This window comes from Paraburkholderia dilworthii (genome assembly GCF_000472525.1).
Classification (GTDB): domain Bacteria; phylum Pseudomonadota; class Gammaproteobacteria; order Burkholderiales; family Burkholderiaceae; genus Paraburkholderia; species Paraburkholderia dilworthii.
Genome location: NZ_AWZT01000011.1, coordinates 1 through 21,266, shown reverse-complemented (window position 1 = coordinate 21,266; position 21,266 = coordinate 1). Strand labels below are relative to the sequence as shown.

Here is a 21,266-nt window from a genome sequence, read left to right as displayed (position 1 = left end):
CGCCGCGGGCCTGGATACGTCCGATGCGTCCGGGTTTGCTCCGCGCGGGGCGCCGCGGCGCACGTCGCCGTTTACAATTTGACGAAGGAAACCCGCCCACTTTCTCTGAGCAAACCACCTTGAGCGCACCGTTGCCACCGTTGCTTTTCCAGCCGGGTCCCGACGCCGTCTACGGATTTCCGCACGCGTCGCTGATCGCGTGCGTCGATTCGCCGTATCAGCGCATCGAAGTGTGGGGCACGCGCCAATTGGGCCGCCTCTTCACGCTGGACGGCCGTCCGATGACCTCCACGGGCGACGAGTTCATCTATCACGAGTGCATGGTGCATCCGGCCGCGCTTGCTCATCCGTCACCTAAAGCCGCGCTGGTGCTGGGCGGCGGCGACGGCGGCGCCGCGCGGCAACTGCTCGCGCATCCGGGCATCGAAAAGATCGTGGTCGCCGAGCTCGACGAACAGGTGGTTCGCCTGACCCGCGAGCACATGCCCGAAGTGCACGGCGGCGCTTTCGACGACCCGCGCGTCGAGCTCGTGATCGGCGACGCCGCGCATTACGTGGCTGCAGTCTGCGACACACGGCCCGCGCAGTTCGACCTGATCGTGTTCGACCTGACGCCGCCCGACTCGCCGGCCGCCGGTCTCTACACGCCGAGCTTCTACCGTCAGCTCAAGCGCGTGATGAGCCCAACGGCCGCATTGTCTGCTCATCTTGGCTCGCCGTATTTTCATGCCCAGCGCATTGCTGGCCTGCTCGACGACCTGCGCGGCGTGTTCGCCGTGGTGCGCACGATGAGCACGTTTGTCCCGCTATACGGCTCGCTGTGGATGATGGCCACAGCCAGCGACACGCTCGACCCCGCAGCGCTGACGGCCGATGGGGTGGCCGAGCGCCTCGCGGCGCGCCGGATCGACGCACTGAAGCACTACAGCCCCGCCGTGCATGGCGGACTGTTTGCTGTATCGCCGTCGGTGCACGGTAAACTAGGTCAATTCTTAAAGCCGTCAAGCTAAAGCGCAGGCAAAATGCACGGCCTAGCCCGAGCCGCTATCCAGCCCCCTCGATACGCGACTCGCTGCTGCCTTCCGCGCACGCGTTCCCCAACCTATAGATCTGGAGAAGCCCATGACCGCCTCCCGTCCAGCCGGTGTGCCCTGGTTGACCCCGTATCTGACGGTGCGCGACGCGCGTGCCGCGACCGCGTTCTACACAGCGGCGTTCGGCTTCGAACTGCGGGACAGCGTGCAGGACGACGGCGTCGTCATGCACGTCGAGATGACCTATCAAGGTCAGTTGATCGTGATGTTCGCGCCAGAAGGCGCGTTCGGCTCCACTGCGAAGACACCCCGTAGCGCGGGCGCAATTGCACCGCAATCGTTCTATGTCTACGTCGACGACGTCGACACGGTTTACGCCCGCGCGCTCGCCGCCGGCGCTAAATCGCTGAGCGAGCCGCAGGACCAGTTCTGGGGTGATCGCTTCGCCCAGGTGGAGGATCTGGACGGCTACCGTTGGGCGCTCGCTCGCCACCTTTCGTGAACTAATGAGTACTTTTCTAATGCCTCGCTTCTTCGTCGGTACACCTCTTTCGCCCGACGACATCATGCAACTTCCCGATGACGTCGTCCGGCACGTCCTCGTGCTGCGCTTGCAGACCGGCGACTCCATCGTGCTTTTCAACGGCGAGGGCGGTGAATACAGCGCCGAACTCGTCGCGATCGAACGCCGCACGGTCACCGTCAAGATCCGCGAGTTCCGCAACATCGAAGTCGAGCCGCCGTACCGGCTCACGCTCGCGCAAGGCATTGCGGGCGGCGACAAGATGGACTGGCTGATCGAAAAGGCGGTCGAGCTCGGCGCGTCCAGCTTCGTGCCGCTGACCACCACACGCAGCGTCGTGCGCCTGAGCGGTGATCGCGCGCTGCGCCGGCATGCACATTGGGAAGGCATCGTGCGGGCGTCGTGTGAACAATGCGGGCGCAACCGTCTGCCGACGGTCGTGCCGGTACGCGAAATCGCCACGTGGCTCGGCGCGATGCCGCGCGTACCCGCCGAAGACGAGCTGCGCATCCTGTTGTCGCCGCGCGCGAGCATCGCTTTCTCCGCGTTGCCGGCGGTTCCGCCGAAGGGGCCCGTCACCGTGCTGGTCGGCCCCGAGGGCGGCTTTTCCGCCGCCGAAGAAGCGGCCGCGACGGATCACGGATTTCAGGCGGTCGGGCTCGGGCCGCGCGTATTGCGCACGGAAACCGCCGGCATCGCAGTTCTGTCCGCACTTGCGGCTGGCTGGGGCGGCTGGTAAGTGACGGACGAGGCGGTTGCCGGAATCGCGCCAGCCGTGGGTGCGCGGCAGTTTAAGTGGCGCTCGCGGCACGTCAGCACCTGAGAGAGCGCCAAAGACAAAGGCCCGCCGATTGGCGGGCCTTTCTGTTCCGGCTGAAAGCGAACTCAGCAGCCAAGCTTACAGCATTCAGGCGAACGAATAAAAGACGCGAAAGGCGACCTTGCGCTCGGCCCAGAATTCGGCCGCTTCGCGGAACACGTCGAGCAGCGTTTCCCGCCCTTCCTTGTCGAATTTCTGTGCGACGGGCAATTGCTCCAGCACGATCACGAAGCCCGGCTGCGCGCCGGCCTTGTGGACCAGGTCGGTCAAGCAATCGTAGAGCGCGTCATAATTCTTGCCGAAATGTTTCGGAAAAAGGAACGACGTTGCGATGGTTTCCAGAACTTCCTGCTTGGACTGCGCGTTCGCGCAGTACGCATAGAGAAAGTGCTGTCCGAGTTGATTCGCCTCGTCGGCGAGATCCTGGACGCGGAACGCGCGGATCGACTGTACGATGTTCGGTCGTACGGTCCTGAAAAGACTCATGGGCTCCTCGTTCGATGAAACCACACTGTCAGCCTCGTTCCGATTCTCACGGCCCTGATCGCCGGCGCGCATCTTCATGACGCGCTGGAACAGATTGCCGTCGCCAGCCGCGAAAAGATCCGTCGCGACTCCGGTGTCGTGCGCGTAGACGTTGTCGCTCATGCCGTTCATCCCGATGTCATTCAACAATACGATTAAAACTGGTGTAGTGGTCGTCCGAGTAATAACAATTGTCGGTTCGCTTGAGCGGACCTCCGCAGACGATGCGACGCGCCCCGCGATTACGTGAGCGAGGCGTGGGAACGGTGTATTCGTGGTAATAGCCGCGCCGGTTGGGCGGCAGCAACCGTTCGCGGTTGCCGAACACGACGCCGTCCTTTTCATACGGGTAAGGCCCGCCCGCGGCAATCAAGTTCAATGTATTGACCGCCTCGCGGGGCAGTTGCGCCGCCGCGACGGTGCCCTGCGCCTGTGCATTCGTGCCGGCGGGTGCGGTGTAGTTGCGCGCAACGGCTTGAGGCACGGCGCCGCAGAAAGCGCACAGCGCAACAGCACCGATCAGCACGCCCTTGATGCGCTGCCATCTGCGTGCCATTTACCAAGATTCCCGGCTGTTAGATCACGAGTTTGACGACCATGAAAGTCGTAAGGGTATCGCTAATGGTCCCCAGAATCAACGTTCGCCGGGCCTGCAAAAACGCCCGATTGGATGCGAAAGCCCCACCAGCCGCGCTTTGACGACTTTTGACACAAAATTTATCCCGGTCACGCTAACATGAGCTCAAGCAAGCAAAGAAAGCAGCGACTCGGGCCTTATTACCCGGAAATCCGGGGCGCTGAGTTCTTGCAATGGAAGCCTGGTTGTTTGCCATTTTGGGGCGGCTATCCCCTGTTCGCCCTAAGGCGTGCCCGTTGCGGGCACGCCTTCTTTTTCATCGGACGAGGCCGGCCGGCACAAGTGGCCGTCGTGGTTTTCCGCGAATTGCGCCCCGCTGCCGTGAGCAACCGGGCGCGGGCCCGATCAGCGGGCCGCGATCACGTCCGCAACCAGCAGTGCAGTCATGTTGACGATGCGTCGAACCGTCGCCGACGCCGTCAGCACATGCACCGGCTGAGCCGCGCCCAGCAGCATCGGTCCGATGGCGATGTTGTTGCCCGCCGCCGTTTTCAGCAGGTTGTACGAGATGTTCGCCGCGTCGATGTTCGGCAGCACGAGCAGGTTCGCGTCGCCTTCGAGCGTCGAGTCGGGCAGCACTTCACGGCGCAGATTGGCGTCGAGCGCAACGTCGCCATGCATTTCGCCGTCCACCTGCAATTCGGGCGCGCGTTCGCGCAGAATCTCCAGCGTGTCGCGCATTTTCTGCGCGGTCGGCGCGTTGCTCGACCCGAAATTCGAATGCGAAACCAGCGCGACTTTCGGCTCGATACCGAAACGGCGCACTTCCTCGGCGGCCATGATGGTGATTTCGGCCAGTTGCTCCGGCGTCGGATCGACGTTCACGTGCGTATCGACTAGGAAAATCTGGCGATTGGGCAGCACCAGCGCGTTCATCGCGGCGTAGACGGCGCAGCCTTCGCGCTTGCCGATCACCTGATCGATGAAGTGCAAGTGGCGGTGCGTCGTGCTGATCGTGCCGCAGATCATGCCGTCCGCCTCGCCCTTTTTGACCAGCATCGCGCCGATCAGCGTGGTGCGGCGGCGCATTTCGAGCTTCGCCATCTGAGCGGTGATGCCCTTGCGGGACATCATCTTGTGATATTCCTGCCAGAAGTCGCGATAGCGCTCGTCGTGGTCGGTGTTTACAACGGTATAGTCCTGACCCGCGACGAGACGCAGGCCATAGCGCGCAATACGCTGCTCGATCACGGCCGGACGGCCAATCAGGATCGGCTTAGCCAGCTTTTCGTCGACGATGATCTGCATCGCCCGCAGCACGCGCTCTTCTTCGCCCTCGGCGAACACGATGCGCTTCTTCTCCGGCTCGACACTGCGCGCGAGCTGGAAAATCGGCTTCATCGTCGTGCCGCTGTGGTACACGAACTGCTGCAAATGCTGTTCGTACGCGTCCATGTCTTCGATCGGACGCTCGGCGACGCCCGAATCCATCGCGGCCTTTGCCACCGCCGGCGCGACCTTGACGATCAGACGCGGGTCGAACGGTTTCGGGATCAGGTATTCCGGACCGAACGAAAGGTCCTGAATGCCGTAAGCCGTCGCGACGATGTCGCTCTGCTCCTGGCGCGCCAGTTCCGCGATCGCATTGACCGCCGCGATTTCCATTTCCCGCGTAACAGTGGTCGCGCCCGCGTCCAGTGCGCCGCGGAACAGGAACGGGAAGACCAGCACGTTGTTCACCTGGTTCGGATAGTCGGTGCGGCCCGTGCACAGCACGGCGTCCGGACGCACTTCCAGCGCCAGTTCCGGCAGGATTTCCGGCGTCGGGTTCGCCAGCGCCAGAATCAGCGGCTTTTCCGCCATCTGCTTGACCATGTCCTGCTTGAGCACGCCGCCTGCCGACAGACCGAGGAAAACGTCAGCGCCGCCGATCGCCTCGGCGAGCGTGCGCGCCTCGGTCTCACGCGCGAAGCGCTCCTTGTCCGGGTCCATCAGTTCGACGCGGCCCTTGTAGACCACGCCGGCCAGATCGGTCACGGTGATGTTTTCGAGCGGCAACCCGATATCGACCAGCAGGTCCAGACAGGCCAGCGCCGCCGCGCCCGCACCCGAGGAAACCAGCTTGACTTCCTTGATGTCTTTGCCGACGACCTTCAAACCGTTGGTGATCGCCGCCGCGACGACGATCGCCGTGCCGTGCTGGTCGTCGTGGAAGACCGGAATCTTCATGCGCTTGCGGCATTCGCGCTCGACGATAAAGCAGTCCGGCGCCTTGATGTCCTCGAGGTTGATCCCGCCGAAGGTCGGCTCCAGCGCCGCGATCACGTCGACCAGCTTGTGCGGATCGGACTCGTTCAGCTCGATATCGAACACGTCGATGCCGGCGAACTTCTTGAACAGCACGGCCTTGCCTTCCATGACCGGCTTCGACGCAAGCGGCCCGATGTTGCCGAGACCGAGCACCGCAGTGCCGTTCGTCACGACGCCGACCAGGTTGCTGCGCGCCGTGAAGCGCGCGGCATTCAGCGGGTTCTCGACGATCTCTTCACACGCGAACGCAACACCCGGCGAGTACGCCAGCGCGAGGTCGCGCTGGTTGATCATCTGCTTGGTGGGGGCGATCGCGATCTTCCCGGGGGTCGGGAATTCGTGGTAATCGAGGGCGGCTTCGCGGAGTTTGCTATTGACGGGAGTCGACATAAGGCGGGCTTCGAAGTGCGGATTAGAATAGATGTTCGACGGCATTGTAGCCCCAATTGCCGGCCCGATTCCTTCAATACAGGTACAACTGCCGAGACTGAAACGTAGCGAAAGGCAGTCGTCCCTTCACTTTTCCTCACAATGCTCTCAGAGTTTTCGCTGATCGAACGTTTCTTTGTTCGCCGCGCGGCAGACCAGTCGTCGGCCGTCGAGCGCGGCTCGCTCGGCATCGGCGACGACTGCGCGCTGCTCGCGCCGCGCGTCGGCGAAATGCTGGCGATTTCGACGGACATGCTGGTGGAAGGCCGCCATTTTTTTGCAGATATCGATCCCGAAGCGCTCGGCCATAAAGCGCTCGCCGTCAATCTGTCGGACCTCGCCGCGATGGGAGCGCAACCGCAGGCGTTCACGCTCGCGTTCTCCTTGCCCAAAGCCGACGAAGCGTGGCTTGCCGCGTTCAGCGAAGGGCTCTTCGCGCTCGCGGAACGGCATGGTTGCGCGCTGATCGGCGGAGACACGACGGGCGGCCCGTTGAATCTGTGCATCACCGTGTTCGGCAGCGTGCCGCCGCAAGCCGCGCTGCGCCGCGACGCCGCACAGGCGGGCGACGACATCTGGGTGTCCGGCACGCTCGGCGACGCACGCGCCGGGCTCGGAATCCAGCGCGGCGAATGGACGGTCGATGCTGGCGACGCCGCGCAGTTTCGTCGCGCACTCGAGCGCCCGGAGCCGCGAATCGTGCTCGGCTTGGCGCTGCGCGGCGTCGCCCATGCGGCACTGGATGTATCGGATGGACTCGCCGGCGACCTGAAGCACATCCTCGATCGCTCGACTATGCGGGCCACCGTCGACGCCGACGCTGTGCCGCGTTCGGCCGCGCTGCGCAAACTGCCGCTCGATACGCAGCGGCGTTGCACGCTCGCGGGCGGCGACGATTACGAACTGTGCTTCACCGCGCCGCCGGCTGCGCGCGACGCCGTTCAAGCCGCCGGCCACGAGGCGGAGGTGCCGGTCACGCGCATCGGTACAATAAGCGCTCTTCAAGCGGCGCGCGACCGCCCGGCTATCGACTGGCGCGATGCCGCCGGCGCGCCGCTCACTCTGACGTTGCAAGGCTTCGACCATTTTCATGCAGACTGATCGCCCGCTCACGCCCGCCGATAATCTCGTCGGCAGCCAGCCGCCCAAGCCGCAGCGCCCTCAGCCGCGCCGCGCCACCGCCCGTTTCATGCTTTCGCATCCGCTGCATATTCTGTCGCTCGGTTTCGGCAGCGGCTTGTCCCCTATCGCGCCGGGCACGATCGGCACGCTGTTCGCATGGGCCTCGTTCGCCGTGTTCAGCCGCTATCTAACCGTGGTCGAGTGGGGTGTGCTGATTGGGGTCGGTTTTGTCGGCGGCATTGCGATTTGCGGGTTCACCGCGAAGAAGCTCGGCACCGACGACCCGTCGCCGGTCGTATGGGACGAAATCGTCGCGTTTTGGCTCGTGCTGCTGATGGTCACGCCGGTCACGCTGACGGGCCAGTTCTGGGCGTTCGTGGTGTTCCGCTTCTTCGACATGGTGAAGCCGCCGCCCATCAGCTATTTCGATCGCCGGCTGAAGGGCGGTTTTGGCATCATGTTCGATGACCTCGTTGCCGCGTTTTTCACCTTGCTCGTGATTGCGCTCTGGCGCATGTCCGTTTAACCGCCGCGCCCCGTTCCGGATTGACGCCATGCCTACCGATTCCGTCGTTCACCAACTCGCGATCCGCGTGAGCAACCGCCTGCGCGACGAGCGCCTGATGCTCGTTACGGCCGAATCTTGCACGGGCGGCATGGTCGCGACCGCCATCACCGACATCTCCGGCAGCAGCGGCTGGTTCGAGCGCGGCTTCGTCACCTATTCGAATCAGGCGAAGAGCGAAATGATCGGCGTGCCCGCTGACATGATCGAAAAGCACGGCGCGGTCAGCGAACAGGTGGCGCGCGCAATGGCGGAAGGCGCGCTGCGCAACAGCCGCGCGCAAGTCTCGCTGTCGATCACGGGCGTCGCGGGTCCGGGCGGCGGCACCGAGACTAAGCCGGTCGGCATGGTGTCGTTCGCCTGGAGCAACCGGCTGCATACATCGGTTGAAACGAAGATTTTCAAGGGCGACCGGGAGCAGATCCGCGTGCAGGCCGCGGTGCACGCGCTGCGCGGCGTACTTGCCTTGCTCGACGAACGCGAACATTGAGGCTCGCCGGAGGGAGAAACGGATGCTGGATTCGCATGCAGCCAAAGACGAGTTGATCCGCCGCTTTCATTTGAAGCCGCATCCGGAAGGCGGATTCTTTAGCGAGACCTATCGGTCGGTGGAGTGCGTGAGTCGCGTGGGCGGCTCGGCGCAAGCTCGTTCGGCGTCGACCGCGATCTACTACTTGCTGTGCGACGGCGCGCATTCGGCGTGGCATCGGATCAAGTCCGACGAGGTCTGGCATTTCTATGCAGGCGAACCGTTGAATGTTCACGTGCTGGACGCGTCCGGCGCGCTCGTCACGCATCGGCTCGGCAATGCGTTGACTCATTCCGATACCGTATTCCAGGCTGTGGTGCCGGCCGGTTTGTGGTTCGCCGCCGAATGTGCCGATCCGGCGACGTTCGCGCTCGCGGGCTGCACGGTCGCGCCCGGTTTCGAGTTCAGTGAATTCGAGCTTGCGGATGTGGACGCATTAAAGGCGTTGCATCCGCAGCATGCCGCGTTCATCGAGCGGCTCGGGCCAACGGCTGCGGCCTGAGCGGCTACGGCCGCCGCCGACCGTGATGGCCAGCGGCTACTTTGCGATCAACGGAATGCGTTGATCCGGTCGCGCGTTTCCATTGCGGCCTTCGCCGCTGCCTGAGCGAAATCCTCGCCCTTTCCTGCATAGATGATCGCGCGCGACGAGTTGATCAGCATGCCCGTGCCGTTTGCGGTGCGGCCCGCGCTGACGGTTGCCTGCACGTCGCCCCCCTGGGCGCCGATGCCCGGGATCAGCAGCGGCATATCGCCGACGATCGCGCGCACCACCTCGATTTCCTTCGGGAACGTCGCGCCGACCACGAGTCCCAGCTGGCCGCTCGCATTCCACTTGTCCGCCGCCAGTTGCGCGACGACCTGATACAGCGGACGCACACCCGTTTCCAGGAATTGCAGATCGGAGCCGCCCGCGTTGGACGTACGGCACAGCACGATCACGCCTTTGCCCTCGTGCTGCAAATACGGCTCAATTGAATCGAAGCCCATGTAGGGATTCACCGTCACCGCGTCCGCCTGGTAGCGTTCGAACGCCTCGCGTGCGTATTGCTCGGCGGTGCTGCCGATGTCGCCGCGCTTTGCGTCAAGAATCACCGGCAAGCCCGGATGATGCGCATGAATGTGCGCGATCAACTGCTCTAGCTGGTCTTCCGCGCGATGCGCCGCGAAGTAGGCGATTTGCGGCTTGAACGACGACGCGTACGGCGCGGTCGCGTCGACGATCTCGCGGCAGAAGTCGAAGATGGCGTCGGCGCGGCCGGCGAGCGCGCCCGGAAACTTGCTGGGCTCGGGATCGAGGCCGACGCACAGCAGCGAGTTCGTGCGCTGCCAGGCGTCGTTGAGTGTCTGGATGAAGTTGGACATGATGGGTCCTCGCGGCGAGCCGGTAATCGGAAGAGGCGCGTATTTTACCTGTGCCGCGTGGGTGGGCGTTGGGGGTTGCCGCCGTTACCGCCCGTTGTTGCGGTTGTTGGCATTGCTGCCCTTGCCTGGTTACCGCCGTTACCGCCGTTACCGCCGATTACCCTCACGTCATTGCCAGCCCCTGCCAACCCCTGCCAATCAACCGCCACGTCGCCGCGAGCCCACGGCCAAACCGTCGGGCTCACGCCGGGCCGCCGCCGCCTCTACTGCCGCCGCGATCCCCGCGCGCCCGGCATCGAGCGCAGACCGGTACGTTCGACCGTGAAGCGGAAGGTCCTCGTGAGCCGCTCGCCGCGTCCAAGCAACGTCATGCCGTTCTCGCACGCGCCGCCGGCCAGATTCATCGCGTTGATCGGATGATCGACGGGTTCGAAACAGAAGAACTCCTCGCCAGGCGGCGTGTAGAGCACGTAGTAATCGGTGTCGGCGGCGATGTTCAGCGACAGCCGGCGCTTGGGCCACACCACGGCCGCCTGCCCGCTCCACCCGGTGAACGCGTGATTGACGATGGTCTCCGGCAGCGGATATGCGACGCCGAACTGCCACGCGGGCGGCGCCTGCACGTGACGTACCGGCAGCCAGTCGTCGCCGGCGAGCCACAAACCGCCCGCCGCAGCCGAGAGCTCAGTGTCGGCGTCGCGTACGAAAAACGGATGCACGCCAAGCCCAAAAGGCAAAGCCTCGCGGCCCGCGTTCTCTATTTCCAGCGTGATGACGAGCGACGGGCCATCCAGCTTATAAGTCTGCGCCGCGCGGAACGCGTAAGGCTTGCCGTCATGGCGATCGAGCGTCAGGCGCACATTCTCGCGGTCTGAATCGGCGACCTGCCATGCCGACTGCCAGCCGTCGCCGTGAATTGGAAACGGTTCGTCCGCGCGATTGCGTGCGACGTCGACGCGCCGTCCTGCGAAATTGAAATACCCGCCGCCGATACGGTTCGAATACGGCAGCAGCGGATAACAGGCGAGTTCGTTCGGTTGCGTGTCGGCGGCGACATGGCGGCAACGCCGGAAAATCGGCGTGAGCGCGCCGTCGTCGCGCCAGTCGAAACGCGTGATTCCGCCGCCCAGCGTCGGCGCGACGTCCAGACGCAAATGCGCATTGGCGAGCGTGACGCACGCGACATCGCCAGCCGATGTCTCGCCGACTGCTACCGCCGACGTGCTAGGCCCCGGCAGCACCGGATTGGCCGCCGCCGCGAGTCGCGAGCGCCGGCTCTGAGCGCTTTGGGAAGCCTGAGACGAGGCGGAAACAAGATTCGCAACAGTCATATCTGCTCCTTCGAGAGGCTGAGACGTTGCCGTCGTGGCTGACGGATGCTGCCGGGCGATTTTTTTGAACCGGTCGCCTCTGGTCCGAACTGCTTGCTGCCAATTTGTGCCGATTGCTGGGGTGCTGCTGAGTGTTGGTGGGTGCTGCGGGGTGCTGCTCGGTTTCTGCTGGGTTTCCGTCAAACACGGCCTATCACCGCAGCCCCGCTCTTCCAGTCACCGCCACGAAAACCAGGCCGCGTCATTCTGCGCTACGTGGGCGCGCCCTGAAACACTGGCTCCGGTAAACCGCGCCGCGCAGGCGTTGCGATAAACACGCCGCCCGCCCGTGAATCGCCGGCAAGCGCCATTGCATCAAGACCGATACGCGCACTCGTGATATACAGCGTGCCCAGTTGCGCACCGCCCAATGCGACGCAGCTTGGCTGCACCGTGGGCACTTCAACGCGCTCCGTTTCCACGCCGTCGGCGCCATAACGCACGACGCGTGCGCCGCCCCACTGCGCGTTCCACAAGCCGCCGTCGCAATCGACAGTCGAGCCGTCGGGCTCGCCCGTCGCGTCGGTCAGGCGCGTGAACAGCCTGTCGTTGGCGATGCCGCCATCCGCTTGATAGTCGCAGGCACGGATCTCACGCGTGGGCGAATCGCAGTAGTACATCGTCGCGCCGTCGGGACTAAACGCAATACTGTTTGAGATGGCCGGCTCGGGCAAAGGCAAACGCTCCAGCGACAAATCATGATTGAGCCGATAGAACCCGCCAATCGCCTGCAACGGCGAGCCTTCGTCTTTCGTGCCGAACACGAAACGCCCCTGGCGATCGCAGCGGCCATCGTTCACACGCGTATTCGACCCCGCTTCCACGTCGACGATTCGGCGCGTCTCTCCGGTCGCAATGTCAAAAAACGCCAGATGTGATGCAAGGCCAAGCAACAGGTAATGCGCATCGGCGCACAGCGCAAACGTGGCGAGACGCTCGGGCATCGGCCAGAAAGTGCTGCGGCCGTCGCTCGGATCGTAGCGCCACAAACGGGCGCCTTCGATATCCGTCCAGTAGAAGCGGCCCGTTCTCGCGCACCATGTCGCGCCTTCGCCCAACGTGCACTTGGTGTCGAGCAGCAGCGCCGCGCGTTGCGTACGTTGCGCGCCGGCGTCCATGTGCACAGTCGCCGTCACGCCCAGCCTCCATCCACGACGATATCCTGCGCGGTGATCATCCTGCTGTCGTCGGCGGCGAGGAAAAGCGCCATGCGCGCGAGGTCGGCCGGCTCGAGTTCCGCGTCGATGCACTGGCCTTCCTTGATCGCACGGCGTCCCGCGTCGTCGAGCCACAGGCGCTTCTGCTTCTCGGTCATCACCCAGCCCGGCACCAGCGTATTCACGCGAATGTTGAAATGCCCGAGGTCGCGTGCAAGACCGCGCGTCAAACCCTGCACCGCAGATTTCGACATCACGTACACGGGATAACCGCCGTTCTTCAGCATCCAGCTGATCGAGCCGAGGTTGATGATCGAGCCGCTCTTTGCGGCCTTCATATCTTCCATGACCGCTTGCGCCGCGAAGAACTGATGACGGATGTTCACCGCAATGCCCGCGTCGAAAGACTCGCGCGTGACTTCGCCAATGGTGTGACGCTTGTCGTTCGCCGCGTTGTTCAGCAGCACCTGGATCGGGCCGAGCGCGGCTTTTACATCGGCGATCGCTTTTTGCAGCGCGTCGACGTCGGTCAGATCGCAGGGCAAAAACAACGGCTGGTGCTTCGAGTCGCCGAGTTCGTCGGCGAGCGCTTCGCCCGCCGTTGCATCGATATCGAAGAACGCGACGCGCGCGCCCTGCGCCGCGAAATGCTCGACGAACGACGCGCCGATGCCGGTCGCACCGCCCGTGATCAACACCGTGCGGTCGACAAGACTCGGGTAGCGCGCGAATGCGTTGTTCGCGAGGCGCTCATTTGCATTGGCCGGAGACGACATCGTTCGATTCCTTTTAGAGCAAAGTGAATTAGTCCCGCGAACCGCGGTTCTTCAACTGGTCGAGCAGCACGGCGGCGAGCAGAATCGCGCCGCGCACGAGGTACTGATAGAACGCGTCGATGTTCATCAGGTTCATCACGTTCTCGACCGTGCCCATGATCAGCACGCCGATCACGACGCCGGAAATCGTCGCACGGCCGCCGAGTAGCGACACGCCGCCGAGCACGCATGCGGAAATCACGTTGAGCTCGAAGCCTTGCGCGGCATTCGGCTGACCCGACGTGATCCGCGACGCCAGAATCACACCGGCGAGCGCTGTGACGGCGCCCTGAATCAGGAAGATATAGACGCGCGTGCGTTCAACGTTGATGCCCGCGAGACGCGACGCCTCCGGATTGCCGCCGATGGCAAGCGTATTGCGCCCATACACGGTCTGGTTGAGCATCACGCCGAACACGATGAAGCACAGCAGCGTGACCCAGATCGGCAGCGAAACACCGAAGAAGCTCAAGCCGCCCAGCGCGATAAACGTATCCGACGACACACCGACAGCCTGGCCGTGCGACACGATAAAGCCGAGGCCGCGCACGATTTCCATTGTCGCGAGCGTGGTGATCAGTGCGTTGATGCGCAGATACGCGATCACCGCGCCGTTGACGAAACCGATCACCGCACCCGCCGCAACCGCCGCGACGATTGCAATGAAGGTGTTGTCGGTGGCGTTGAGCACCATCGCGCACAACACGCCGGCGAACGCAACCGTCGAACCAATCGACAAGTCGAAGTCGCGCGAAGCCAGACAGAACATCATCGTGCACGCGACCATGCCGATCTGCGAAATGGACAGCGCGAGGCCGAGCATGTTCTCGATCGAGAAGAAGTGGTCGACGGTCAGCGACATCGTCACGAACATCACCACGAAGATCAGGATCAAGCTGTACTCGGTGATCTGCTGCCACCATTTGGCCTTGTCGCTCGTCTGCGGAATCAGCGCTTCGGCGGCGCTCTTGGCGGCCTGTTGCGCGAGGTTTTCTCTAGCTTGCATTTTGAAGACTCCTCCCGTTCCCCACGGGTTGCCGGACTTTCGTCCAAATGATGTTCAGGCCGCCTGTTGAGCGGCAGTTCCGGTTGCAGGCAGGGCCGTCGAGCTTTGCGGCAACGCGAGGCTCAGCACCGTTTGTTCCGTTGCATCCTTGCGTGACAGCTCGCCGGAAATGCGGCCCTGGCGCATCACGACGATGCGGTCGGACACACCCAGCACTTCGGGCAATTCTGACGAGATCATCACGATCGCGCAGCCGCGTTCTGCAAGCTGATAAATCACGTTGTAGATTTCGTGCTTCGCGCCGACGTCGATACCGCGAGTCGGTTCGTCGAGAATCACCACTTTCAGATCGGGTTCGGCGAGCCAGCGCGACAAAATCGCCTTCTGCTGATTGCCGCCTGAGAGAAAGCGGATCTTCTGACGGCGGCTCGGCGTTTTGATCTTCAGCAGCTTGATGAAACGGTCGGCGGTTTCGGCTTCTTTTTTGCGGTCGAGGAACATTCCCGCGCGCAGATAATGACGGCGGCAACTGATGTTGATGTTCTCCGACACGGTCGCCATCGCGACAATGCCCTCTTCCTTGCGGTCTTCCGGGCACAGCACGATGCCGTGACGGATTGCCTCGCCCGCGCTTTTTACGCGGATCGTCTTGCCGTCGAGCAGCAGTTCGCCGCCCTTCTTGTGTTCGGTGCCGTAGATCAGATGCATCAGTTCGCTACGGCCCGCGCCCACCAGGCCGAAGAAGCCGACAATCTCGCCGCGCCTCACTTCGAAGCTGGCCGGCTGCGTGAGCGCGTGGCCTTCGATCGCCTTCGCCGCAAAGCGCACTTCGCCGAGCGATCGCGGCGAATAGTTGTAGATGTCCGAAATTTCGCGCCCAACCATTTCGCTGACGATCGTGTCGCGCGATACACCTTCGAGTGTCGGATGCGAAGCGATCTTGCGACCGTCACGGAAAATCGTGCACGCGTCGCACAGTTCGTAAATCTCGTCCATGCGATGCGAGATGTAAATCATCGCGCGGTTGTCGGCGCGCAGATCGCGCACCAGCTTGAACAGCACTTCCGTCTCGCGGTGCGACAGCGAACTGGTCGGTTCATCGAGCGCGATCACACGGGCGTTGCGCAGCAGCGCCTTGCAGATTTCGACCATCTGCCGTTGCGCGATGGAGAGCTTGCGCAGCTTCGCGTTGGGGTCGAGCGCGACCCCCATTGCTTCGAGACGTTCGCGCACGAAGCGCTTCGCATCGCCTTTATTGACCCAGCCGAACGAGTTCGGCAATTGGCCAAGCAGCAGATTTTCCGCGACCGTCAGATCGGGCACGTATTGCAGTTCCTGGTGAATCACCGCGATCCCGGCTGCAATCGACGAAGCCGCGCTCGTGAAGCGCACTTCTTTTTCGTCGATCATCATGCGGCCCGAGTCGGGCTGATATTCGCCGCCGAGTATCTTCAGCAGGGTCGATTTCCCTGCGCCGTTTTCGCCCATCAGGCCGTGCACCTGGCCGACGTTGACGTCGAAGGACACACCGTCGAGCGCGCGCACGCCTGGAAAGACTTTGCCGATATTGTCAAAACGTAGCGTCGCTGACACTTCGCCTCCTCGCTGTTTCATCTCGACCGCGCCTTGCCTCGCGTCGTAGTTCGACACCTGCAAGGCATGGCCTATGTCTACTGCTCATGTTCAATTGCCGTTGCCGGCGCGCACATCGAAGGCGACGCGCCGGCAATTCTTCATCGCACCGCGCGTTACTTGGAAGCGAGGCCCATCTTCTCGCGCACTTCGCCGACGTTCGCACGCGTGGCCAGCATGCCGGTCGTCAGCGTGAGCGGCGGCGGCGCCTTGCCTTGCGTGATCCAGTCGTACATCAGCGTCGAGGTTTCCTCGCCGTGACGCTTCGGGCTGATGATGACCGTGCCGAAGAAGCCCGTCGGGTTCGGCTTCTTGAATTCGTTCAACGCCGAATCCGAACCGCCGATGCCGATGCCGATCATGTTGTCAGCCTTGAAGCCGCGGCCTTCTGCTGCGCGCACCGCGCCAAGCACGCCTTCGTCGTTCAGCGCGTAGGCGACCCAGTGCTTGAACTGCGGGTTCTTTGTCAGCGCGATGTTAGCGGCGTTGAACGCGTTTTCCGTGTCGGTCTTCGCTTGCGGCGCGGCGACGATGTTGGCCTTCGGGAAGCCCGCGGCGACCAGCGCGTCCGTTGCGCCGCTCGTGCGGTCATGCGCGGTCGGCAGCTGTTCGTAGGTCACGTCGATCGCGCCCACGTCCTTCATGTCCCAGCCGCGCTTCTTGATTTCCGCGGCCAGACCGTCGCCGACCTGCTTGCCGATGTTGTACGCCGAGATGCCCATGTGCGGCACCGACGCGATCGGCTTGCCCGCGCCGTCGACCAGACGGTCGTCCACGGTCATCATCTTCAGGCCGTCGGCCTTCGCCTTCGCGACAATGCCCGGTCCAAGCTTGACGTCAGGCGTGCAGATCACGAAGCCTTGCGCCTTTTGTGCCGACAGGTTGTCGATTGCGCTCATCACTTTTTCGCCCGACGGCGCGCCGATCTTCACCAGCGTGAAGCCCTTTTCCTTGGCGGCCATTTCGGCGAACTTCCATTCGTCCTGGAACCACGGTTCTTCGGGCTGCTTGACGAGGAAACCGATCTTGACCGGATCGGCGGCTTGCGCAACCGGTGCGTTAAAAAGAACACCCGCCGCCGCTGCTGCCAGCGTGAGGAAAATTCTGCGTTTCATGTTGCGTGTCTCCTGACTAATTGATAACGAGAAGGTATCGGCCGCGTCTTCTTGTACCGGTTGTGACACACGCGGCCAGCGCGTCGTCCGGTGAAACGGTGCTGCGTTTTTTTGTTCGCTTCCTGCTGCGTTTCTCTTCTGTTTTTGTGCTGCTCGCTTTGCTGCTTTTTTCTGCCTTTTTTTGCTCGATTTGCTGCGCTGTTGGTTGGCTCAGGTTCTTTGGCTCAGTCGTGGTACAGCACCGAGCGGCCGCCATCCACGGTGATGCACGTGGCGTTGATGAACGGCGCTTCATCCGATGCGAGGAACACCGCCGTCATCGCCACTTCTTCCGGGCGGCCGATGCGTTTCATCGGCTGCAAATCGATCGTCGCCTGCCTTGCCGCGGCTGGGTCCGGCTGTTCGTTCCACCAGTCATGCGCCAACTGCGTCTCGATGTAGCCCGGCGCAATTGCGTTGACGCGCACGTTGCGCGGCGCGTACTCGATGCCGAGTGCGCGCGTGAGGCCAATCACGCCGTGCTTCGCGACCGGGTACGGAAAACAGCCCGGAATGATCTTGAACGCGTGCGTCGACGCAATGTTCAGAATGCTGCCCGCGCCACGTTCCACCATGCCCGGCAACACCGCGCGGCAACCGTTCCAGACACCGTCGAGATCGACCGCGAAGCAGCGGCGCCAGTCGTCGTCGGTCATGGTCAGCGGATCGCAAAACACGTTGATGCCTGCGTTGTTCACTAGCACGTCGAGTGGGCCGAGCGCTTTTTCCGCTTCGCTCACTGCATGCTGAACCGAAGCCGATTGGGTGACGTCGGTGTGCACCGCCAAAACGCGCGCGCCGGTTTCCGATGTGATCTGCTGAGCCGTCTGCCGCGCCGTTTCGATGTCGAGCTCGGCAAGCGCAACCGCTGCGCCCTCGCGCGCAAACGCAATCGCGATCGCCGCCCCGATGCCGCGCCCAGCGCCGGTGACCAATGCGACTTTGCCCGCCAATCGTGTCATTTCTTCGCACCCGCGCGCGCAACGCGCAATCCGTTGATGAACGCCTTCGCGTGCGAAGCCGTCACCGCCGCGCTTTGGCCCGGCTTATACAGCGCCGAGCCGAGCCCGAAGCCATTCGCGCCGGCGCTCAAAAACGGCCCCATGTTGTCCGGCGCGATGCCGCCGACCGGCACGAGCGGCACCTGCGCCGCGATCACCGCGCGCCAGGCTTTCACGACCTGGCAGCCGAGTTGCTCGGCGGGAAACATCTTCAACACGTCGGCGCCGTTTTTCAGCGCGATGAACGCTTCGGTCGGCGTCGCAACGCCGGGCGCGCAGGCCATGCCTTGCGCTTTCGCGGCGGTAACCACTTCCGGATCGCTATGCGGCATCACGATCAACTCGCCGCCGGCGGACTTCACGTCCTTGACGAAACTCGGATGCAGCACCGTGCCCGCACCGACGATCGCATCGGCGGGCAGCGCCTTGCGGATCGCCGCAATGCTGTCGAACGGCTGCGGCGAATTCAACGGCACTTCGACGATGCGAAAGCCGGCTTCGTACAGCGCCTGGCCGTGCTCCGCCGCATCGGCGGGCGTCACGCCGCGCATGATCGCGATCAGCGGACATGCCTCGAACGCCGCGATCAACCCCGCGTGCGGCATGTACGGAGCGGGCAGATTGATGTGAGGTTGCATGTCGGTTCCTTGTTTCGTGGATGGCGGCGTGCGTGGCTAACCGGCGCGCGCCGCATGCGAAGCCGGGCTGACGAGCCCCGCCTGCAAGGCGACGCGCCACAAGCCGCGCTCGGTTGCATGCTTGACGAGCTCGGCCTGCGTGCAGCCGAACTGCGCGAGCGCGACGCGATAGCGCTCGCACAACGCTTCGTTGCCGATCAGACGCAGGCTCTGTCCCGCGAGCGAATCCTGCTGTTGTTTCAGCACGGCTTCGAGGCCGGCCAGTTCATGCCCGATCAGCAAACCCGACAGATAGTCCGGCTGCTGTTCGCGCGAAAGTTCTCCCGTGAGGCCGAGCGTGCGCGAACTGAAGACGGTTGCGAGCACGCCCGCCTGCCCCTTGTCGTGCGCGATGTTCACGCCACGCAGAAATGCTTCGGAATCCGGACGATCTGGCGTGACCATCGTGCGGCCGAGAATCGTGTGCTCGCGCAATGCGCCGAACACTTCGCCGGTCATGAACGTATGAAACCGTTCGATACGGCCGGCCTGCACCACCACCCACTTCGCGTGCGTGCCAGGCAGGCCGATCAGTGCGCGCTTGCTGCTGTCTGCGTCGCGGGCATCCTGACCCAGCGCACCGAAAATCTGTGTTTCTTCGCCGCGCATCACATTGGGCAACTCGCCGCGTTGCAGCACGCCGGGGACGACATGTAGCGTCGCGCCGCAAGCCGCCTTCACGCGGACGATGCCGGCCGCGAGTGCATCCGCGTTCGCGGGTGCATCGACATAGGGCGCCTCGAGCCAGCCTTGCGCGCTGCCGACCATGCCCGCGGCGATGACGGGTGTGCGAGGCGCGGCGTCGAGCCACGCGCCGCAGGCGTCCTCGAAGGCGGCGTCGAAACCGCCCTGCTCCGCGCTGCGCGGCAGGTTCATGATGCCGGCCGTCGATGCGCGCGTCGCCAGCACATTGCCCGACGCGTCGTACAGATACGCGCGCAGCGACGTGGTGCCCCAATCGAGCCCGATCAGGGCCGCGTGGCTGTGGGCTTCGGCGTTCGCCGGCGCGTTGGCCTGGACGGCGCCGGCTGCGAGTTGCATGTCCGGCGGTGTGGGAGAACCCGCGTGTTTCATCGCTTGATCCTGCGGGTTGTGGGTTGCGGGGCACGCCAGCCGAGTTCTTCGGAAATCGCGCGCGCTTCGCGCTGCACGACCGGGATCAGTTCGTCCATGCGTTCCAGCGACATATACGGAATCGTGCTTGCCACCGAAAGCGCCGCCACGATCGCGCCCGACGCGTCGCGCACCGGAGCCGCGACGCAGCGAATCGACGCTTCGTTTTCCTCCAGGTCGAACGTGTAGCCGCCGGCGGCGTAGTTCGTCATGCGCTGCATGAAGGTCTGCGCGTCGGGACGGTTATCGGGCTTGAACGTGACGCCGGCGAGCGCGCGCCGCGATGCGTCGAAGAGCGACTGCCAGACGTCCGGTGTGAGGTCGAGCATCATCGCCTTGCCGATACCCGTCGACGCGAGCGGCATCCGGTGGCCAACGCGCGAGCGCATTTCGAGGCCGCGCGTGCCGGGAATCTTGTCGATATACAGGACGTCGTCGCCATCGCGCACGCCGAGGTGAATCGTGTCGAGCGTCTGTTCCGCGAGCGATTCGAGATGCGGACGCGCGACTGCGGTGAGCGGCATCTGTTCGAGCGCGATGGTGCCCAGTTCGATCAGCTTGGGACCGAGCAGGTAACCGCCTTGCACCTGGCGCAGGTAGCGCGCCTGAACGAGGCTGCTCACCAGCCGATGCGTGGTGCTGCGCGTCGTGCCGAGCGCGGCGCCGAAGGTGCGTAGATCGCGCACACCTGCAGCGGCCGCTTCCAGAATCGCGAGGCCGCGCAAAAGCGTCTGCGTGCCGGCTTGTTGCGGCGTGATGTCGAGCAGCGTGCTCGGCAACGCGATTCCATTTGCCACGGCGGGCTGGGCGGCGGCACGCGGCGCTTTGGCGGCGGCAGCAATCGAGCCCGGCGCTCCGTTGGACGCATGATCGGCACGCGGCGCCAAGTCGGCTTCAGATGCGCTCGCGGCGTGGTTGGGCATCGCTTTGTTCATGGCGATTCGCTTTTCGATGGTTTTTTGCGCTTACAGCGCGGGGCCGGAGAGCGGGCCTTGAGTGCGCGCGGCGTCGTGGGCGCGGGGGTGCTGCCTGAGGGCTGTGTTAGGCATGGTTTGGCTTTGTCTCCGGTTTTTTTCGCTTTCGCAGAATTTTTGGTTTTTGCTGTTGGAGGGGATTGTAGGGGTGTTTTTGAGAAAGCTCCAATATGTGATTTATGTGGTCATATAATGGGATTTTGGTTGTCCCTAGGGTGGTGTTCTGTTGTTGTTGGGACCTTTGGCCTTTCCTTGAATTGGCAGTGGTCTATTAGTGTTGCCCCTGTGCGGGGCGGCACTTACTTTCTTTGCCGCCGCAAAGAAAGATAAGCAAAGAAAGCGGCTTCACACCGCCAGCTCGTAGGTGGATCCCCCGGCTCGGGAGGGGCAGTGGTGCATCTGGAATCCGTGCTCCCGCACATTCGGCGCCAGTGACAAGGCAGTCATACGTCCCGCCTCACACTGCGTGCTCGCCGGAAGGGTCTGCTCTCAACCAGCGGCTTGCGTCGGCGCAGCGGGCCGTCGGCTTCGCCTCGGCGACGTTGATCGGATTTGTTTGGTGATCACG

The 21,266-nt window shown here is 63.6% G+C and carries 21 protein-coding genes; 7 read left to right on the top strand and 14 right to left on the bottom strand.

The window, feature by feature from the left end:
- Window positions 1-119: 119 nt before the first annotated feature.
- From speE to F759_RS0112270, 3 genes are all read left to right on the top strand, one after another.
- Window positions 120-1,010 carry a polyamine aminopropyltransferase gene (speE, locus tag F759_RS0112280; RefSeq protein ID WP_027800122.1) on the top strand — a complete coding sequence of 297 codons (891 nt, stop codon included), beginning with the start codon at window positions 120-122 and terminating at the stop codon, window positions 1,008-1,010.
- Window positions 1,011-1,122: 112 nt separating this feature from the next.
- A complete protein-coding gene (locus F759_RS0112275) occupies window positions 1,123-1,536 on the top strand; it encodes a VOC family protein (RefSeq protein ID WP_027800121.1) in 414 nt (137 codons plus the stop codon).
- A gap of 19 nt (window positions 1,537-1,555) precedes the next feature.
- The gene (locus F759_RS0112270; protein WP_027800120.1) at window positions 1,556-2,296 is read left to right on the top strand and encodes a 16S rRNA (uracil(1498)-N(3))-methyltransferase; all 741 of its coding nucleotides are present in this window, start codon (window positions 1,556-1,558) and stop codon (window positions 2,294-2,296) included.
- 168 nt (window positions 2,297-2,464) lie between these two features.
- On the opposite strand, the gene F759_RS0112265 is transcribed toward F759_RS0112270, so the two are convergent.
- The 3 genes from F759_RS0112265 to F759_RS0112255 all read right to left on the bottom strand — a co-directional run bounded on the left by F759_RS0112265 (window position 2,465) and on the right by F759_RS0112255 (window position 6,224).
- Window positions 2,465-3,034, bottom strand: a complete 570-nt coding sequence (locus F759_RS0112265; RefSeq protein WP_027800119.1) for a barstar family protein — start codon at window positions 3,032-3,034, stop codon at window positions 2,465-2,467.
- 7 nt (window positions 3,035-3,041) lie between these two features.
- On the bottom strand, window positions 3,042-3,458 hold the full coding sequence (locus F759_RS0112260) for a ribonuclease (RefSeq protein WP_027800118.1): 417 nt from the start codon (window positions 3,456-3,458) through the stop codon (window positions 3,042-3,044).
- Window positions 3,459-3,884: 426 nt separating this feature from the next.
- On the bottom strand, window positions 3,885-6,224 hold the full coding sequence (locus F759_RS0112255) for an NADP-dependent malic enzyme (protein WP_027800117.1): 2,340 nt from the start codon (window positions 6,222-6,224) through the stop codon (window positions 3,885-3,887).
- A 96-nt stretch (window positions 6,225-6,320) separates the two neighbouring features.
- Between F759_RS0112255 and thiL the strand changes: the two genes are divergently transcribed.
- From thiL to F759_RS0112235, 4 genes are read left to right on the top strand one after another with little or no spacing between them, the layout of a single operon-like run.
- Entirely contained in the window at window positions 6,321-7,319 is a 999-nt protein-coding gene (gene thiL, locus F759_RS0112250) for a thiamine-phosphate kinase (protein WP_027800116.1), read from the top strand.
- Complete coding sequence (locus F759_RS0112245; protein ID WP_027800115.1) at window positions 7,309-7,866, top strand: phosphatidylglycerophosphatase A family protein; 558 nt, start codon at window positions 7,309-7,311, stop codon at window positions 7,864-7,866. The genes thiL and F759_RS0112245 overlap by 11 nt, the downstream gene beginning before the upstream one ends.
- Window positions 7,867-7,894: 28 nt before the next feature.
- Entirely contained in the window at window positions 7,895-8,395 is a 501-nt protein-coding gene (locus F759_RS0112240) for a CinA family protein (protein ID WP_027800114.1), read from the top strand.
- Window positions 8,396-8,417: 22 nt separating this feature from the next.
- Window positions 8,418-8,936, top strand: a complete 519-nt coding sequence (locus F759_RS0112235; RefSeq protein ID WP_027800113.1) for a cupin domain-containing protein — start codon at window positions 8,418-8,420, stop codon at window positions 8,934-8,936.
- 47 nt (window positions 8,937-8,983) lie between these two features.
- Here F759_RS0112235 and pyrF read toward each other — a convergent pair whose 3' ends face one another.
- The 11 genes from pyrF to F759_RS0112180 all read right to left on the bottom strand — a co-directional run bounded on the left by pyrF (window position 8,984) and on the right by F759_RS0112180 (window position 20,659).
- Window positions 8,984-9,799 carry an orotidine-5'-phosphate decarboxylase gene (gene pyrF, locus F759_RS0112230; RefSeq protein WP_027800112.1) on the bottom strand — a complete coding sequence of 272 codons (816 nt, stop codon included), beginning with the start codon at window positions 9,797-9,799 and terminating at the stop codon, window positions 8,984-8,986.
- A gap of 263 nt (window positions 9,800-10,062) precedes the next feature.
- Window positions 10,063-11,130, bottom strand: a complete 1,068-nt coding sequence (locus F759_RS0112225; protein WP_027800111.1) for an aldose 1-epimerase — start codon at window positions 11,128-11,130, stop codon at window positions 10,063-10,065.
- A 251-nt stretch (window positions 11,131-11,381) separates the two neighbouring features.
- The gene (locus tag F759_RS0112220) at window positions 11,382-12,287 is read right to left on the bottom strand and encodes an SMP-30/gluconolactonase/LRE family protein (RefSeq protein WP_027800110.1); all 906 of its coding nucleotides are present in this window, start codon (window positions 12,285-12,287) and stop codon (window positions 11,382-11,384) included.
- A 14-nt stretch (window positions 12,288-12,301) separates the two neighbouring features.
- Window positions 12,302-13,102: an SDR family NAD(P)-dependent oxidoreductase gene (locus tag F759_RS0112215; RefSeq protein WP_027800109.1), complete on the bottom strand. Its 801-nt coding sequence runs from the start codon at window positions 13,100-13,102 to the stop codon at window positions 12,302-12,304.
- Window positions 13,103-13,130: 28 nt separating this feature from the next.
- Entirely contained in the window at window positions 13,131-14,147 is a 1,017-nt protein-coding gene (araH, locus tag F759_RS0112210; RefSeq protein ID WP_006051875.1) for an L-arabinose ABC transporter permease AraH, read from the bottom strand.
- A gap of 54 nt (window positions 14,148-14,201) precedes the next feature.
- Window positions 14,202-15,740, bottom strand: coding sequence for an L-arabinose ABC transporter ATP-binding protein AraG (araG, locus tag F759_RS0112205; protein ID WP_027800108.1), 1,539 nt, complete (start codon window positions 15,738-15,740; stop codon window positions 14,202-14,204).
- A 155-nt stretch (window positions 15,741-15,895) separates the two neighbouring features.
- Window positions 15,896-16,894 carry an arabinose ABC transporter substrate-binding protein gene (locus F759_RS0112200; protein ID WP_027800107.1) on the bottom strand — a complete coding sequence of 333 codons (999 nt, stop codon included), beginning with the start codon at window positions 16,892-16,894 and terminating at the stop codon, window positions 15,896-15,898.
- Window positions 16,895-17,118: 224 nt separating this feature from the next.
- Window positions 17,119-17,895 (bottom strand): SDR family oxidoreductase, encoded by a 777-nt coding sequence (locus tag F759_RS0112195; RefSeq protein WP_027800106.1) that lies wholly within the window; start codon window positions 17,893-17,895, stop codon window positions 17,119-17,121.
- The gene (locus tag F759_RS0112190) at window positions 17,892-18,572 is read right to left on the bottom strand and encodes a 2-dehydro-3-deoxy-6-phosphogalactonate aldolase (RefSeq protein ID WP_027800105.1); all 681 of its coding nucleotides are present in this window, start codon (window positions 18,570-18,572) and stop codon (window positions 17,892-17,894) included. The genes F759_RS0112195 and F759_RS0112190 overlap by 4 nt, the downstream gene beginning before the upstream one ends.
- Window positions 18,573-18,608: 36 nt before the next feature.
- Window positions 18,609-19,685 (bottom strand): 2-dehydro-3-deoxygalactonokinase, encoded by a 1,077-nt coding sequence (locus tag F759_RS0112185; RefSeq protein ID WP_027800104.1) that lies wholly within the window; start codon window positions 19,683-19,685, stop codon window positions 18,609-18,611.
- Complete coding sequence (locus tag F759_RS0112180) at window positions 19,682-20,659, bottom strand: IclR family transcriptional regulator (RefSeq protein ID WP_027800103.1); 978 nt, start codon at window positions 20,657-20,659, stop codon at window positions 19,682-19,684. The genes F759_RS0112185 and F759_RS0112180 overlap by 4 nt, the downstream gene beginning before the upstream one ends.
- Between the last annotated feature and the right edge of the window lie 607 nt (window positions 20,660-21,266).

What these genes read in the sequence shown, in the direction of transcription:
- F759_RS0112200 (WP_027800107.1), bottom strand. Translation starts at nt 16,894, where the DNA reads ATGAAACGCAGAATTTTCCTCACGCTGGCAGCAGCGGCGGCGGGTGTT.
- F759_RS0112245 (WP_027800115.1), top strand. Translation starts at nt 7,309, where the DNA reads ATGCAGACTGATCGCCCGCTCACGCCCGCCGATAATCTCGTCGGCAGC.
- F759_RS0112220 (WP_027800110.1), bottom strand. Translation starts at nt 12,287, where the DNA reads ATGGACGCCGGCGCGCAACGTACGCAACGCGCGGCGCTGCTGCTCGAC.
- F759_RS0112180 (WP_027800103.1), bottom strand. Translation starts at nt 20,659, where the DNA reads ATGAACAAAGCGATGCCCAACCACGCCGCGAGCGCATCTGAAGCCGAC.
- F759_RS0112185 (WP_027800104.1), bottom strand. Translation starts at nt 19,685, where the DNA reads ATGAAACACGCGGGTTCTCCCACACCGCCGGACATGCAACTCGCAGCC.
- F759_RS0112235 (WP_027800113.1), top strand. Translation starts at nt 8,418, where the DNA reads ATGCTGGATTCGCATGCAGCCAAAGACGAGTTGATCCGCCGCTTTCAT.
- pyrF (WP_027800112.1), bottom strand. Translation starts at nt 9,799, where the DNA reads ATGTCCAACTTCATCCAGACACTCAACGACGCCTGGCAGCGCACGAAC.
- F759_RS0112225 (WP_027800111.1), bottom strand. Translation starts at nt 11,130, where the DNA reads ATGACTGTTGCGAATCTTGTTTCCGCCTCGTCTCAGGCTTCCCAAAGC.
- F759_RS0112270 (WP_027800120.1), top strand. Translation starts at nt 1,556, where the DNA reads ATGCCTCGCTTCTTCGTCGGTACACCTCTTTCGCCCGACGACATCATG.
- F759_RS0112265 (WP_027800119.1), bottom strand. Translation starts at nt 3,034, where the DNA reads ATGAACGGCATGAGCGACAACGTCTACGCGCACGACACCGGAGTCGCG.
- F759_RS0112215 (WP_027800109.1), bottom strand. Translation starts at nt 13,102, where the DNA reads ATGTCGTCTCCGGCCAATGCAAATGAGCGCCTCGCGAACAACGCATTC.
- araH (WP_006051875.1), bottom strand. Translation starts at nt 14,147, where the DNA reads ATGCAAGCTAGAGAAAACCTCGCGCAACAGGCCGCCAAGAGCGCCGCC.
- F759_RS0112275 (WP_027800121.1), top strand. Translation starts at nt 1,123, where the DNA reads ATGACCGCCTCCCGTCCAGCCGGTGTGCCCTGGTTGACCCCGTATCTG.
- F759_RS0112260 (WP_027800118.1), bottom strand. Translation starts at nt 3,458, where the DNA reads ATGGCACGCAGATGGCAGCGCATCAAGGGCGTGCTGATCGGTGCTGTT.
- F759_RS0112190 (WP_027800105.1), bottom strand. Translation starts at nt 18,572, where the DNA reads ATGCAACCTCACATCAATCTGCCCGCTCCGTACATGCCGCACGCGGGG.
- F759_RS0112195 (WP_027800106.1), bottom strand. Translation starts at nt 17,895, where the DNA reads ATGACACGATTGGCGGGCAAAGTCGCATTGGTCACCGGCGCTGGGCGC.
- F759_RS0112255 (WP_027800117.1), bottom strand. Translation starts at nt 6,224, where the DNA reads ATGCCGTCGAACATCTATTCTAATCCGCACTTCGAAGCCCGCCTTATG.
- thiL (WP_027800116.1), top strand. Translation starts at nt 6,321, where the DNA reads ATGCTCTCAGAGTTTTCGCTGATCGAACGTTTCTTTGTTCGCCGCGCG.
- F759_RS0112240 (WP_027800114.1), top strand. Translation starts at nt 7,895, where the DNA reads ATGCCTACCGATTCCGTCGTTCACCAACTCGCGATCCGCGTGAGCAAC.